11 protein-coding genes are annotated in these 15,195 nt (G+C 63.5%); 10 read left to right on the top strand and 1 reads right to left on the bottom strand.

Going from position 1 to position 15,195, the window contains the following annotated elements; all coding sequences use genetic code 11:
- The first annotated feature begins 2 nt into the window (after window positions 1-2).
- The 4 genes from E1809_RS22015 to E1809_RS22000 all read left to right on the top strand — a co-directional run bounded on the left by E1809_RS22015 (window position 3) and on the right by E1809_RS22000 (window position 6,561).
- Window positions 3-1,763, top strand: a complete 1,761-nt coding sequence (locus tag E1809_RS22015) for a hydantoinase B/oxoprolinase family protein (RefSeq protein ID WP_133206385.1) — start codon at window positions 3-5, stop codon at window positions 1,761-1,763.
- 81 nt (window positions 1,764-1,844) lie between these two features.
- The gene (locus E1809_RS22010; RefSeq protein ID WP_205754297.1) at window positions 1,845-2,978 is read left to right on the top strand and encodes a Gfo/Idh/MocA family protein; all 1,134 of its coding nucleotides are present in this window, start codon (window positions 1,845-1,847) and stop codon (window positions 2,976-2,978) included.
- Window positions 2,979-3,162: 184 nt separating this feature from the next.
- Window positions 3,163-5,124, top strand: a complete 1,962-nt coding sequence (iolD, locus tag E1809_RS22005; protein ID WP_133206384.1) for a 3D-(3,5/4)-trihydroxycyclohexane-1,2-dione acylhydrolase (decyclizing) — start codon at window positions 3,163-3,165, stop codon at window positions 5,122-5,124.
- Window positions 5,125-5,205: 81 nt separating this feature from the next.
- Window positions 5,206-6,561, top strand: coding sequence for an NAD-dependent succinate-semialdehyde dehydrogenase (locus E1809_RS22000; protein WP_133206383.1), 1,356 nt, complete (start codon window positions 5,206-5,208; stop codon window positions 6,559-6,561).
- Window positions 6,562-6,627: 66 nt separating this feature from the next.
- On the opposite strand, the gene E1809_RS21995 is transcribed toward E1809_RS22000, so the two are convergent.
- Window positions 6,628-7,812, bottom strand: a complete 1,185-nt coding sequence (locus tag E1809_RS21995) for a Gfo/Idh/MocA family protein (RefSeq protein ID WP_133206382.1) — start codon at window positions 7,810-7,812, stop codon at window positions 6,628-6,630.
- Between the two features lie 184 nt (window positions 7,813-7,996).
- Here E1809_RS21995 and E1809_RS21990 point away from each other — a divergent pair, with 184 nt between their 5' ends.
- From E1809_RS21990 to E1809_RS21965, 6 genes are all read left to right on the top strand, one after another.
- Entirely contained in the window at window positions 7,997-8,764 is a 768-nt protein-coding gene (locus tag E1809_RS21990) for an SDR family NAD(P)-dependent oxidoreductase (protein WP_133206381.1), read from the top strand.
- Window positions 8,765-8,814: 50 nt separating this feature from the next.
- Window positions 8,815-10,575: an IlvD/Edd family dehydratase gene (locus tag E1809_RS21985; RefSeq protein ID WP_165962453.1), complete on the top strand. Its 1,761-nt coding sequence runs from the start codon at window positions 8,815-8,817 to the stop codon at window positions 10,573-10,575.
- Between the two features lie 62 nt (window positions 10,576-10,637).
- Complete coding sequence (locus tag E1809_RS21980; RefSeq protein WP_133206379.1) at window positions 10,638-11,633, top strand: D-2-hydroxyacid dehydrogenase; 996 nt, start codon at window positions 10,638-10,640, stop codon at window positions 11,631-11,633.
- A 7-nt stretch (window positions 11,634-11,640) separates the two neighbouring features.
- The gene (locus tag E1809_RS21975) at window positions 11,641-11,877 is read left to right on the top strand and encodes a hypothetical protein (protein WP_235835724.1); all 237 of its coding nucleotides are present in this window, start codon (window positions 11,641-11,643) and stop codon (window positions 11,875-11,877) included.
- A gap of 6 nt (window positions 11,878-11,883) precedes the next feature.
- Window positions 11,884-14,838: an FAD-binding and (Fe-S)-binding domain-containing protein gene (locus tag E1809_RS21970; protein WP_133206378.1), complete on the top strand. Its 2,955-nt coding sequence runs from the start codon at window positions 11,884-11,886 to the stop codon at window positions 14,836-14,838.
- Window positions 14,838-15,035 carry a hypothetical protein gene (locus E1809_RS21965; protein ID WP_133206377.1) on the top strand — a complete coding sequence of 66 codons (198 nt, stop codon included), beginning with the start codon at window positions 14,838-14,840 and terminating at the stop codon, window positions 15,033-15,035. The genes E1809_RS21970 and E1809_RS21965 overlap by 1 nt, the downstream gene beginning before the upstream one ends.
- Window positions 15,036-15,195 lie beyond the last annotated feature (160 nt).

The following is a 15,195-nucleotide window of genomic DNA, read 5'->3' as shown; positions in this document are numbered from 1 at the left end:
CCGTGACGCGCGAATTCGATCCCGTAAAACTCTCGGTACTTGCCAATGCATTCGACGGCATCGTCCGTGAAATGACCAGCGGCCTGCTCCGCTCGGCACGCTCGTCCGTCATCAACACAGCCCGGGACTTCTCCTGCGCCGTCCTGACAGCAGACAACCAGTTGCTCGCAGCAGCGGAAGGTGTCCCCGTGCACGTTTTCGGCGCCGGGCCGCTGGGCGAAGACATGGTGGAACTGCACAACGACATCCGTGAAGGCGACGCCTTCCTCCACAACGACCCCTACATGGGCAACTCCCATGCCGCGGACCACGTCATCCTGGTGCCGATCTTCATCCAAGGACGCCACCTTTTCACCGCCGTGACCAAGGCCCACCAGGCAGACTGCGGCAACTCCCTGCCCACCACGTTCTTCGCCACCGCCCGGGACGTGTATGAAGAAGGCGCCCTGATCTTCCCCTGTGTGCGGATCCAGCGCGACTACACGGACATCGACGACATCATCCGCATGTGCCGCTCGCGCATCCGCGTCCCGGACCAGTGGTACGGCGACTACCTTGCCTCCGTGGGTGCTTCCCGCATCGCTGAGCGCCGCATCCACGAACTCGCCGAAAAGTTCGGGGTTGAGGACCTGGTGGACTTCGTTGACGCCTGGTTCGACTACTCGGAACGCCTCACAGCAAGCGCCATCGAAAAACTCCCCGATTATGTCCTGCACGGCACATCGACGCACGATCCTTTCCCCGGCACCGGCCCGGACGGCGTGCACCTGCAGGCGACTCTCGAAGTGAAGCCCAAGCAGGGCAAAATCGTCATCGACCTGCGGGACAACCCGGACAATCTGCCCAACGGCCTGAACCTCACGAAGGCAACGGCAACAGGTGCCGCTTTGGCCGGTATCCTCTCGGGCATCCCGGAGAACCTGCCAAGCAACGCGGGAACCTTCCGACGCGTCGACGTCTTGCTGCGTGACGGCTGCGCCGTCGGCGTACCCAAGCACCCCTACTCCTGCTCGTCCGGAACCACAAACCTCGCCGACCGCGTCGTGAACATCGTGCAGGCTGCCTTCTCACAGATCGACGACGGTTACGGGACGGCCGAAGGCGCGGCCGGCCAGGCACCGGCGAAGTCGGTCATCTCCGGCATCGACGAACGCAACGGCAACCCCTACGTCAACCAGATCCTGGTGGGCGGCGTCGGCGGCCCGGCAACCCCCTACGTCGACGGGTGGCCGACCTACCAGCGTCCTGTTTGCGGCTCCCTGCTCTACCACGACAGTGCAGAGGTCGATGAACAGCGCTACCCGATCCTGATCCACGAACGCACCCTCATCGCCGACTCCGGCGGAGCGGGCCGGCAGCGCGGCGGACTCGCCACACGGGTCACCATGGCCCCCCGAGGGGAAAGCGTCACCCTCACCTACGGCATTGAAGGCAACCTCAACCCGCCCAAGGGTGTCCGCGGCGGGCACGATGGCAAAGCCCCGGCCACCTGGGTCGAGGACCTCCGGACCGGAGAACGCCGCGAAATTCCCGTGGTCGGCCGCTACGACCTGCAGTCCGGGGAGAAGGTCGTGTCCATCACCCCGGGCGGTGGAGGATACGGTGACCCCCTCGAGCGGGACCTCCTTGCGGTCCTGGACGATGTCCGCGAATCCAGGGTCAGCCCCGACGCCGCACTGACGGACTACGGCGTCGTCTTCACCAATGGAGTGCTGGATGAAGAGGCCACATTCAAGTACCGCCAGGAGCGTCTGGCCAGCTAGAGCAAGAACATGGCAATCACTTCCGGGGCGCGGTATATTCCTCGCCCCGGAGTGTTCCAACAATCAATAACGGAGATAGACATGGAACCCATTCGAGTCGGGATCATCGGCGTCGGAAACGTTCTGAACCAATACCTGGACAAGATCGGCGTCCACCCCGATGTGAAGATCGTGGCGCTGGCGGATGTGAACGCTGATGCCGTGAAGGCGCGGGCGGCAGAGTACTCGGTTCCCAAAGCCCTCACACCGGATGAACTGCTGGCCGACGAGGAAGTGGAGCTGGTCCTCAACCTCACTCCGCCCAAGCTCCACGCACCGGTGACGCTCAAAGCCATCGCCGCCGGCAAACACGTGCTCTCCGAGAAGCCTTTTGCGACCTCGCTGGAGGAAGCCAGGGAAATTCTCGACGCGGCGCGGCAAGCCGGCGTCAAAGTGGGCTCCGCCCCCACCACCTTCCTGGGTTCGGGCATGCAGACCAGCCGCAAACTCATTGACGATGGGTGGATCGGCAAGCCCGTGGCCGCCTTTGCCTCCTTCGCGTGCCGCGGCTACGAGCACTGGCACCCCAATGTGGACCCGTTCTACAGCCCCGGCGCCGGGCCCATGCTGGACATCGGGCCTTACCTCATCACCAACCTGGTGAACTTCTTTGGTCCGGTCAGGCGGGTTTCCGCGACGGCGCCCCGCTCGTCGGAGACGCGTCCGCGCCCCGGCAAGGAAGGGGAAGTGATCCACATCCAGACCCCGACCCACGTTACGGGCACCATCGATTTCGAGTCCGGCGCCGCGGCCACGGTGATCGTCAGCTGGGACATTTGGAACCACAACCTGCCGCACCTGGAGATTTACGGCACGGGCGGCTCCCTGGCAGCACCCAACCCGGACCATTTCTCCGGCGCGCCGGTGCTTCGGCGCGGTGAGCCCCGTGATCTCTCCCTGGACATGACCCCTCCGGGCGGTGGCGACTGGCGGGAAACGCCCATCACCCACCGCGACGACGCGTACCGCGGCATCGGCCTGGCCGAATTCGGGTACGCCATCCGCAAGGGGCTGGAACCCCGCACCGGCGCGGAATTCGCATACCACGTGCTGGAGGTCCTGCTCGCCTTTGAAGCATCCTCCGAGCAGGGACGCCATATCGAGATCGAGAGCACCTGCGAGCGGCCCCGGCCGCTGCCTTCAGTAGGTCCGCAGGAACCTTACCGATTCGACTGAGAGCCAGCAAGAACAGCAGCCGACGGCGGTACTCATGTGCCGCCGTCGGCTGCTGTTTTTCTTGTGCCCGGCCGGTGGGCCGCGTATCAAACTGGGACACAACTTTGGTCCTCCACGGTGAAAACCTGATGTTCGGGCGAATCGGTTTGCAAATGCCGACGCACCTACGAATTTAGGAGAAAGCATGACTAGCACAGCCGCTGCTGATATCGGCACCGACGTCAATATCGCAGCCGATAAAATGGCCGTCCGTCGCCGCACAGTCGCACAAGCAATCGTTGAATACCTCCAAGTCCAGTACAGCGAACTGGACGGCGAGAAGAGGCGCCTGGTTGCCGGCATGTACGGCATCTTCGGCCACGGAAACTCCGTCGGACTGGCCCAAGGCATCGACGAATACGGCGTGGACTTCCCCCACTACCAAGGCAAGAACGAACAATCGATGGTCCACGCAGCCATCGGCTTCGCGAAAGCTTCCAACCGTGCAGCCACCCTCGCCTGCACGGCCTCCGCCGGCCCGGGATCCACCAACATGATTTCCGGTGCGGCAACGGCCACCACCAACCGCCTGCCGGTCCTCCTGTTCCCGGCAGACATCATCAACAACCGCTTCGGCGACCCGGTCTTGCAGCAGATCGAGCACCCGGTCGAACGCGATGTCTCCGCCAACGACTGCTTCCGCCCGGTGAGCCGCTACTTCGACCGCATCACCCACCCGGCCCAGCTGCTCTCCACCCTCCCCGAAGCCATGCGGGTCCTCACCGACCCCGTGGAAACCGGAGCCGTGGTGGTCTGCCTCCCGCAGGACATCCAGGGCGCGGAATTCGACTTCCCGGAGTCGTTCTTCACCCCGCGTGTCTGGCACATCCGCCGCCGTCCGGCGGTGGAGGACGAGATCCGTGACGCGGCTGAAATCATCCGCACCGCCAAGCGCCCCCTGCTGATCGCCGGCGGCGGAGTCCGCTACTCCAAGGCGCAGGAATTGCTCGCGCGTTTCAGCGCAGAGTTCGGGATCCCTGTCTCGGAAACGTTTTCCGGCAAAGGCAGCGGCCCGATCAGTGAATTGAACCTCGGCGGCCTGGGTGTCACCGGAACCGTCGGCTCCAACGAAATCGCCGGCGGCGCCGATTGCGTGATCACCGTGGGCTCGCGGCTGCAGGACTTCATCACGGCCTCGCACTCACTGTTCCAGAACCCGAGCGTCAAGTTCGTGCACCTCAACGTCGGGGCCTTCGACGCGCACAAGATGGGTTCCTTCCCAGTGATCGGTGACGCGAAGCTGAACCTGGCTGCATTGCGTGAGCGCCTCGCGGCGGATGGCTACAGCACGTCCGAGGGCTTCCGCAACGACATCGCGGAAGCCCGGAAGGCTACCGCGGAAGTACGCGAGCATGACCTCCAGGCCTTCCCCGGAGAAAACATGAGCCAGGCGCAGGTCATCGAGATCCTCAACAGGGAAACGAACAGCCAGGACGCACTTGTCCTGGGATCCGGCGGCACAGTGGAAGGCATCCACAAGGCGTGGGATACATCCAACGGCACGGAAATCCACTTCGAATACGCCAACTCCTGCATGGGCCACGAGATCCCCGCGGGCCTTGGTTACCGTTTGGCCCGTCGAGACGCGCCGGGTGACGTGTTCGTACTGATCGGTGACGGCACCTACCTCATGCAGCCCACCGAACTGGTAACAGCGGTCCAGGAACGCAAGAAGATCATCACCATCGTGATCGATAACCGCGGGCATCAATGCATCTGGCCGCTCCAGGTGGCCAAGGGCGGCCCGGGCCGTGAATTCGGTACGCAATACAAGGAACGCGGCAAGGAGTCAGGTCGCCTGGACGGGGCGGTTCTTGAGTTCGATATCGCTGCCAACGCCGCAAGCATGGGTTGCGCCGCCTGGTCCACGACGACCGTCGAGGAGTTCACCGCGGCCTTGAACGAAGCACGCAGGGTCGAAGGTCCCGCCGTCATCGTCGCTCACGTGGAACCGTGGCGCTACCTATCCGGCAACGGCTCCTTCTGGGACGTCGGAATTCCGATGACCTCCCAGCGGCCAGGCAGCCAGGAAGGTACTGCCAAGCACCTCGAAGGCCGTGCCCGCCAGCGCTACTACGCGGCCACCACCGTACCCGACGCCAACTAGGCGTCACCGGGCGGGATCGTCTTCGCGGCGGTCCCGCCCGGCCTGTTTGGACCAACATCCCCCGAAAAAGGAGCATTCACCATGGGTGCATTCGCTGTTATTGACCCGGCCACGGGAACCACCCACGCAGAGTACCCTGCGGCCACTGACGCAGAGATCGAAGCTGGCCTCAGCGCTGCCCAGAAGACGTACCAGGAGTGGTCACGAACCACCACCTTCGCGGAGCGTGCAGCCTTGGCCAAACGCTTGGCCGATCTGTTCGTCGAGCGCAAGGACACACTCGGAGCCATCATCAACCGCGAAATGGGCAAGCCGCTGCAGCAGGCTGTCGGGGAAGCCGAGTTTTCCGCGACCATTGCCACGGCCTTCGCCGAGAACGCCGAAGAGTGGCTCGCCGATGAGGAACTCGAAGTAGCAGACGGACTGCGGAGTTTCTTCCGGTATCAGGGCCTCGGAGTGATCCTGGGCATCATGCCGTGGAACTATCCCTACTACCAGGTCGCCCGTTTCGCTATCCCCAATATCATCCTGGGCAACACAGTGATTGTCCGTCACGCCAGCCAGTGCCCCGAATCAGCGCTGGCCCTGGCGGAACTCTTCCGCGACGCAGGCTTCCCCGAGGGCGCGTACGTCAACCTTTTCGCCACGCACAAGCAGATCTCGGACATCATCGCCGACGACCGTGTTCAGGGAGTATCGCTGACGGGCTCGGAGCAGGTTGGTGCGATTGTTGCTGAGCAGGCCGGGCGCGCACTGAAGAAATGCGTCCTGGAGCTCGGCGGCGCGGACGTATTCCTCGTACTCGACACCAGTGACATCGACCTTGCCGTCAAGAAAGCCATCATGGGCCGGATGGGCAACACCGGACAGTCCTGCAACGGTTCCAAGAGAATCGTCGTCCTGGACAAGTACTTCGACGAATTCTCCGAGAAGTTCAAGGCCGCCATCGCCGGACAATCCTACGAAAACGGGGACTTTGGGCCGCTCTCCTCGGACGCTGCCACCAAGTTCCTTACCCGGCAGGTGCAGGGCGCCCTCGATCAGGGCGCCGAAATCCTGGTCGGCAACAACCAGCCCCAGGGCAATGTCTTCACGCCAACGGTAATCACCAACATCACACCCTCAATGGATGTCTACAGCGAGGAGCTTTTCGGTCCGGTGGCGCAACTGTACAAGGTCGGCAGCGACGAGGAAGCGATCAAGCTCGCCAACTCCTCCCCGTACGGACTTGGCTCCGTGGTGATCTGCGAGGACCTCGAGCGCGCCGAGCGCGTCGGCAACCGGCTCGACGTCGGCATGGTCTTCGTGGGCGCCTACGACCTCAGCGGCGCCGACGTACCGTTCGGCGGCGTCAAGAAGTCCGGTTACGGCCGGGAACTGGGCAAGGTGGGCATGCTGGAGTTCGCCAACAAGAAGCTGTTCCGCTTCGCGAAATAAGAAACCGCAGCAAAATGGGAGGCCGGATCATTTCTGATCCGGCCTCCCATTTCCGTGGTGGCAGCGCTATGCCTGGTACGTGGTGTTGCCGGAGACCTCGGGAACGTCAATCCAGGCGCCGGACTCGGCGCTGCGCAGCGATGCATCAACCAGCTCGGATGCTGACCAGCCATCAGCTACCGATGGGCCGAGTTGCTTGCCTTCGGCGACGGAGCGCAGGAACAGTGCTGCTTCGATCGTCTTGAGGTCGTTGAAGCCGATACCGGGTCCCGCGTTGGGCTGGAAGCGGCCGAATTCACCGAAGGACGGCGGAGTCATGATGCTTCGGTAGCCGCTGCGGTCCGTGGCGACTTCCAGCTGGTTCATGCGTTCGAAGTTCCAGCGGAGGGATCCTTCGGTGCCGTATACCTCCACGATGTACTCGGCGTGCGGGCCGATCGCCACTCGGGTCGTCTCGAACATGCCGATCGCGCCGTCTTCGAAACGGGCGAGCATGGCGGTGTAGTCTTCATTCTCCACTTCACGGGTGACATCCGAGGCCTCACCGGTGTTGAACGAATTCGAGGACGTACCTGCCGGCAGGGGACGTTCCTTGATGAAGGTCTCCGTGACGGCGTTGATCGAGGCGATACGACCGACCAGGAATTGGGCAAGGTCAAACCCGTGGCTCAAGATGTCACCGAGGACGCCGGAGCCTGCACGGGCCTGCTCGTAGCGCCACGTGAAAACCTGGTTCGGGTCCGAAGCGTAGCTCGTCAGCAATCGGATCTGGACGTTCGTGATACGGCCAAGGGTGCCCGAGCGGATGAGGCGGCGGGCCTCTGCAATCGCGGGAGCATGACGGTAGTTGAAGCCCACCGAGGTAATGAGGCCGGCGGCCTCGGCACCTTGGGCGATCTCCCGGGATTCCCGTGCGCTACGGCCCATGGGCTTCTCGATCCAGAAGTGCTTTCCCGCCTCGATCGTGGCCAATGCGATCTCATGGTGCAGGAAGTTCGGGGAACAGATGGAGACCACGTCCACATCCGGGTTCTCCAGGACCTTGCGGTAGTCAGTGGTGGTCTCGGCATAGCCAAGCGCGTCTTCGGCATGCTGTCGTCCGGCGTCGTCCGGGTCAGCCGCAATCACCAGTTCGGGGTGGCGTGGCAGTTCCGGGAAAAACTGCTTGGTGGCCATGTAGGCACGTGAATGCAACCGCCCCATCCACCCTACCGAAATCAGGCCTACGCCGATGCGTTTCTGGTCTTTCAAGGGAACTCCTCCGTCTAGCAATGGTTTCTTGGGAATGGTGCCGCGCGAAGGGGCGGCATCTGTCGACCAGCATATGAACGCGGAGGGCGTGCGCTGTGTCTCAATGTGAGACATCCGGGGGGATCCCGGCACTGATTTAGTGGAACACAGCCCACCACGCCAACCCTAAGGAGTTCTGTCGACGATGACGGACCGCAGCGAGCAACTTGGAACGGAACCGTTGAGGGTCCTCATCGCCGGTGCCACGTCCGGAGTCGGGGAAGCTACCCCCAAACTTTTTGCCCAACGAGGAGCCCGGGTAGCACTGCTGGGCCGGCGGTCAGGGGAACTGCAGCGAGTCGCGCAGGAGATCGGTGGGGGAGTGCACACCGTGGCGACCGATGTCGCAAACGCTGAATCAGCCAGGAACGGGGTCCGTGGAGCAATCCATTCACTTGGCGGACTCGATGTGGCGATCAACGCTGCAGGGGTTGCCGGATACGCGCCCCTTGAGGACCTGGATGAACACCGGTGGCATGAGGTCCTGGAAACCAACCTGTCCGGCACTTTCTACGTTTCCCGGGAAGCCGGCCTCCACATGCGCGGTGCCGGTGGAGGAGCGATCGTCAACGTTGCCTCGGACCTCGCAGTCATGGGAGTCCCCGGATTGGCCCATTATTGCGCCGCGAAGGCCGGAGTAGTGGGACTGACGAAGGCGTTGGCCCTGGAACTGGCCCCTGATGTCCGCGTCAACGTCGTCTGCCCGGGGCCGATTGACACGGCCATGCTGCGGGCAGGCCTTGAATCGGAACCGGACCCCGTCCTTGCCCTGCAGCAGAAGAAAAGTACCGTGCCGCTGGGCCGGCTCGCCGACCCGGATGAGGTGGCTGCGGCCATCTACTTCCTGGCCGTTGACGGCACCTTCGCAACCGGAACCAGCATGGCGTTCGACGGCGGAACTTCCGCCGCGTAACCGCCCCCAAGACCCGAAGACATAGACCAAGCCAAGGAGCTTTGAAAGACATGCCAGATTCGAACTACAACAACCTCCGCAGCGCGCGCTGGTTCGCGCCCCACGACCTCACGGGTTTCGTGCACCGTACGGCCATCCAGGCAGAAGGCTTCTCGCGCTTCGCCATCAAGGACAAGCCGGTCATCGGTATTGCGAACTCATGGTCCGAGCTCGTCAACTGCAACATCCATTTCAAGCTGCTGGCCGACGCCGTCAAGCGGGGTGTCCTGATGGCCGGCGGTTTGCCTCTGGAGTTCCCCACCATCTCCTTGGGGGAGAGCCTGATGAAGCCTTCCGCCATGCAGTTCCGGAACCTGATGGCCATGGACGTCGAGGAATCCATCCGCGCCTACCCGCTGGACGCCATTGTGCTCCTGGGAGGCTGTGACAAGACGGTTCCTGCCCAGCTCATGGGAGCGGCCAGTGCCGACATTCCCACGATCATGCTGACCGGCGGCCCCCAGGAGCCGGCACACTTCCGGGGCAAGCAACTCGGCGTTGGAACCGACACGTGGAAATTCGCCGACGAACTGCGGGCCGGGAAAATCACGCAAGCAGACTTTGATGAACTGGAATCGGCAGCTAAACCGTCGGCAGGCCACTGCAGCGAAATGGGTACCGCGTCCACCATGACCTCCCTGGTTGAAGCCCTCGGCATGTGCCTGCCAGGCACCGCCTCCATCCCCGCCGTCGATTCCCGTCGTGGTGCCGCGGCAGAAGCTACAGGTCGCCGCGCGGTCGAGATGGCATTGTCGCAGGGTCCCAAGCCCAGCGAAGTATTGACCAAAGAAGCCTTCGACAACGCAATTACGCTCCTGATGGCCGTGGGCGGCTCCACCAATGCCGTGGTCCACCTCCTGGCGCTTGCACGGCGCGTGGGATATGAGCTGGAGCTGGACCGGTTCCACCAGATCTCGGAGCGAACGCCGCGCATCGTCAACGTGCGCCCCTCAGGCGAGTACCTGGTGAAACAGCTCTTCGAGGCCGGGGGCATTCCCACGGTGCTCAAAGCGCTTTCACCCCTGCTGAACAAGGACGCCATCACGGTCAGCGGCGAGACCCTCGAAAAGGGGTACGTCAACGCCCCCGAGCCTGACGGCGTCGTAGTCAGTAGTCTTGACGAGCCCTTTGACGCCTCCGGTGGCATCGCCGTCGTCCGCGGTTCCCTGGCCCCCAACGGCGCCGTTATCAAGCGCAGCGCCGCCTCCAAAGATCTTTTGCAGCACAAGGGATCCGCGATCGTTTTCGAGGACATCTACGACCTCGGACGCAGGATCGATGATCCGGAGCTGGACGTTACCGAGGATTCCGTATTGGTGCTCCGCAACAGCGGTCCGGTCGGAGCGCCCGGCATGCCGGAGTGGGGCATGCTTCCCATTCCCGAGAAGCTCCTTCGCAAGGGAGTCCGGGACCTTGTTCGGATCTCGGACGCACGCATGAGCGGCACGGCTTTCGGAACAACCGTCCTGCATGTTTCCCCCGAAGCAGCCGCTGGCGGCCCGCTTGCCATCGTGCGGGACGGGGACCCGATCGTGCTGGACGTCAAGAACCAACGCCTCGACCTCGATCTGCCGGCCGAAGAAATCGAGAACCGCCTGGCCGAACTCAAGCTCCCCGAGCCGAAGTACCGGCGTGGATACGGCCGGCTGTTCATCGAGCACGTCAATCAGGCGCACGAGGGCTGTGACTTCGATTTCCTGAAGGGCCTGCCGGACGAAGAGCCCCAGCGGCTGCCTTACGGCCTGATGAGCGGCTGGCAAGGCGGCTGGTAAGAGCAAGGCTCACAACTACGGATGCGCCGCCGTCCGCGAAGGACGGCTTGAAAGGAGAAAAGATGTCTCGACCCAAAGTGATCACCATTGTCCAGGAGGGCCGTCCTGTCCCTCCCGTTGAGCGTCTGGACGCTGAGGCCGAGGTCGTGGTGGTCCGGACGGCAGACGATTTCCGGGCGGCACTGCCCGGAAGCGAAATCCTGTTCCTTAATGACTTCCGAACCAAGCTTCTGCGCGAAGTGGGTCCGGGGGAATTGCGCTGGATCCACACGTCCAGCATCGGAGTCGACAGCCTGATGACGGATGAGATCGTGCATAGCGACATCGTGGTGAGCAATTCCCGCGGGGTGTGCGAACGGCCCATCGCGGAGTGGGTTCTGGGAGTCTTGCTGATGTTCACCAAGGACCTGCGCCGCACCATTGAGTTGCAGCAGGCCCGCACATGGCAGCACCGCGAAACTGAGCCGCTCCTGGGCCGGAAAGTCCTGGTGGTGGGACCCGGACCCGTGGGCCGCGAGACAGTCCTCCTGCTGCGCGCGGCCGGCATGGACGTTACCGTCGTCGGGAGATCCGCCCGTGACGATGCCCAGCTGGGGGCCATCGCGTCCTTCAACGATCTGGACGTCCTCCTCGGGGAGGTCCAGGATGTGGTGCTGACGGTACCGCTCACGCAGGAGACCCGCGGCCTGTTCAATGCTGCCCGGTTCGACAAAATGCGTCCCGGCTCCCGCCTCGTAAATGTCGGGCGTGGCGCGGTGGTAGTCGAGCAGGACCTCCTCCAAGCCATTGACGCAGGACACCTGGGAGCAGCTGCCTTGGACGTCTTTGAGCATGAGCCGCTGTCACCTGAAAACCCCCTGTGGAGCCGCAAGAACATCCTGGTATCCCCCCACGCCTCAGGTGACCTGATCGGTTGGCGCGGCCGGGTTGTGGACTGCTTCGCGCGGAACCTTGAGCGGTGGAAAACGGGCCAGCCCCTCAACGACGTGGTCGACCTGAAAAAGCTCGGTGCGACAGCTCCAAGAGTCGTGTCCCGGGCTGCTGCGACACTCCCGTAATCGCCCCATGAGTGCAACGCATGCAGGCAGTGGAGAAGCGAACGCGGAACGGCATCAGCCGATCGCATTCTGGGGAAAAGTAGAAGTCGGAGACGCGGTCCGACTGCAAAAGGCGGACTGGCCACCGCACGAAGGTTATGTGGACGACAAGACCCCCGACGGCGATATCGTCTGGATTTCCTCAGTGGGTGAACGTCGCCTCTTCCACAAGGCTGACGGTTACAGCCTCATGGTGAGGGGCTGACGACGATTGGAGAACGCAGACATGCCGCACGGTGACGACCGAGACACGAACCTGAGGCAGTTGCTTGCCGGCTTACGGGAGCAGGGCATCGAGGTGGACGACACTTCCCGGAGGCTCTCCGAGTATTCCTACGATGCTTCGAACTACCGTATCCGGCCTGCCGCCGTCGTCTTCCCGGGAAGCGTCGACGATGTCCGAAAGGTCGTGCGGGCGTGTTCCGCCTTGGAGGTGCCGACCATCGCACGGGGAGGCGGCACCTCCATGGCAGGAAATGCGATAGGAGAGGGAGTGGTGATCGACCTTTCCCGCCGCATGGTTTCAGTGGAAGGCCTCGACGCCGGACAGGCCACGGTGTGGGCGGATGCGGGAGTTGTCCTAAGCGAGTTGCGCTCGTACGTTGAGAAAGCCACGAACGGGAAGTTGACCTTCGCTCCTGACCCTTCCTCAATGACTCGGGCGACGATCGGCGGTTCAATCGGAAACGATGCCTGTGGGAATCACTCGGTGGCCTACGGGCGCATGACCCAGCATGTAAAGGAACTGGAACTCGTTACTGCTGACGGCGCCCACCTGCATGCCGGACGGGACTTCCTTCGGGCTGTGGACGCAACAGATCACCACTCCGTGGTCCGGGCCGGTGAGTTACATGAAGGCTTGAAAGAACTGGCGCGGGCAAACATGGCACCGCTGCGGGTAGAACTGCAGAAAATTCCGCGTCAGGTCTCCGGGTACCACCTGGGCCATCTGCTGCCGGAAAACGGCGTGGACATCGCGGGCGCTTTGGCAGGCAGCGAAGGCACATGCGCAGTCGTCGTAAGGGCAAAAGTGGCCCTGGTCCCAAAACCCAGGACCACAGCGCTCCTGTGTCTTGGGTACCAGGACACCGTCGAGTCTGCCCGCGATGTGATGACCATTTTGGCGGCGAAGCCAAGCGCGATCGAAGGCCTGGATGCATCGATTGTGGACATCATGCGCCACCGCCGGGGGGACGCGAGCGTTGATTCCCTGCCGAAGGGCCAGGCCTTCCTCATGGTCGAGTTCCCGGCCGAAACCATCGACCAAGCAGCATCCGACTGTGAACGCCTGGCGGAAAAACTCCGAGCCGACGGCCGGACTGTCGATCATGCGATCGTTACCGAACCCCGGGAACGCGCAAAGCTGTGGCGGGTGCGGGAAGACGGTGCAGGACTCTCGTCAAGGCGGATCGATGGCGTGCAGACGTGGCCGGGTTGGGAGGATTCGGCCGTCGCTCCGGAGCGGCTGGCTGACTATCTCGCGGATTTGCTGCCTTTGGTGAAGAAATACGGCTACACCGCATTCACGTACGGACACTTCGGCGCGGGCTGTGTTCATATGCGGCTGGATTACGATCTTCGCAGTGACGCCGGCCGGCAGGCATTCAGCGATTTCACCCGTGAAGCGGCCACGCTTGTGGTCGCCCACGGCGGCTCGCTCTCCGGAGAGCACGGCGACGGCCGGGCGCGGGGCGAATTGCTCGAGGTGATGTATTCGCGCGAGATGTTGGCCATCTTCAAAGCGTTCAAGCATCTCTGGGACCCGACCGGAATCCTCAACCCAGGGATCATCGTGGACCCGGAGCCCTTCTCTGCTTCGCTTGCCTTGGAGGGCGTACCCCAACCGGGCCCCGACCACGGTGAGCTGCGCGCCGTCCTGGATGCCGCCGTCGTACCTTCCTCCGACAACCGCGGGTTGCTCCCGGTGGTGAGCCCCTTCGTGGGCAATACCCACGCCTGCATCGGCGTGGGACGCTGCAGGGCGACAACCGGCGGGTTCATGTGCCCCAGTTACCGGGCCACCAAAGACGAAAAGGATTCGACGCGCGGGCGGGCGAGGGTGCTGCAGGAACTCACTCGGACAAAGGGGAGCAGCCAGGACGGCTGGTCGAGTCCGGAAGTCAGGGAGGCGCTGGATCTGTGCCTGTCCTGCAAGGCGTGTTCAACCGACTGTCCCACGGGTGTGGACGTCGCCGAAGCCAAGTCCCAGTTGGTGGATGAGCACTACCGTGGCCGCCTGCGGCCGTTCACGCATTATTCGATTGGCTGGTTGCCGCGTTGGCTGCCGCTGCTGACGAGGGTCTCCGCGGTCGCCAACCTCGGCACACGGATCGGCCCGTTCCGGGCTCTGGGGGAGCTGTTGGGTGTCAGCGCACGACGGCGACTCCCGGACTTCGCGCAGTCGGCCCGGATCCGACGGCGGGTCCGGGAGGCTGGATTCCGCCGGAACGCGGACATCCTTGTGTTCATCGACAGCTTTACCCGCGCGTTCCGGCCCGAGGTGGTCCCGGCCGCGGCGCGAATCTTCCGCGAAACCGGGAATTCCGTGGGCTGTACGCCGGACGCCTGCTGCGGCCTCACCTGGATCTCCACCGGGCAGCGCGACGGTGCCCGACGGCGGCTGGCCCGGTTGATCGGCAAGCTCGACGACGGCACGGACCGGGACATCGTTGTCCTTGAACCGAGTTGCGCGGCGACCATCCGCGACGAGGGCCCGAAGCTCGTGGGCGGCGCGGCCGCCGCCCGGGTCGCGGCAAGGGTCCGGTCATTCTCGGTGGCCGTGGACGAAGCCATGCAACGCGGTTGGATGCCTAAGACCCTGCCGCCCGAAACAGCAGTGCTGCAAACCCACTGCCACGAGCACGCCGTTTTCGGTTCCGGCGCACAGAAGCGCATCCTGGAGGCCTGGGGCGTCCCGAACCTTGTGGAATCGTCCTCATGCTGCGGCGTGGCCGGCAACTTCGGCTTCGAGGCCGAACACTTCGACATGTCCATGAAGGTCGCCGAACACTCCGTCATACCTGCCTTGGCAAAGGGCGGTTCAGACGCCCTGGTCCTCACTGACGGCTTCAGCTGCGCCATGCAGGTCTCACAGATCGACCCGGAACGCTCCAGCAAACACCTGGCCATTGCGCTGGACCCGCGCAATGCCCGTCCGGTGGATTAATGGAGTACCTCGGCCTCTTCCTGATCCTGGTGGCGGCCGGGCTGCGCCTGATGGGCCGGTACTTCGCCGGGGCCGACCATCAGCCGCGGAGCACGGCTACCTTTCGCGGACTCCACGCGGTTCCCCCGGGCGCGGCTGCCCTTTTAGCGGCGGCTGCCGGGGTTTTCATCTTCACCACAAGCATCTCCACCCGGTGAACCCCGTCCCCATCCGATTCCCGACCGTGTCCCGAACTGGCACGGTCGGTTTCGTTTCCCGGGACAGATGCTGGAAGGGACCTAATAGCCCGAATATTTTTGAGAGTTGATCTCGATGATGAACAGGAAGCTCGCACAAGGCCGGCATGTCGAATGGCTG

This window comes from Arthrobacter terricola, assembly GCF_004354015.1.
Classification (GTDB): Bacteria; Actinomycetota; Actinomycetes; order Actinomycetales; family Micrococcaceae; genus Arthrobacter; species Arthrobacter terricola.
Note: the sequence above shows the minus strand (reverse complement) of the source record. Positions and strands in the feature narration are given on the sequence as shown.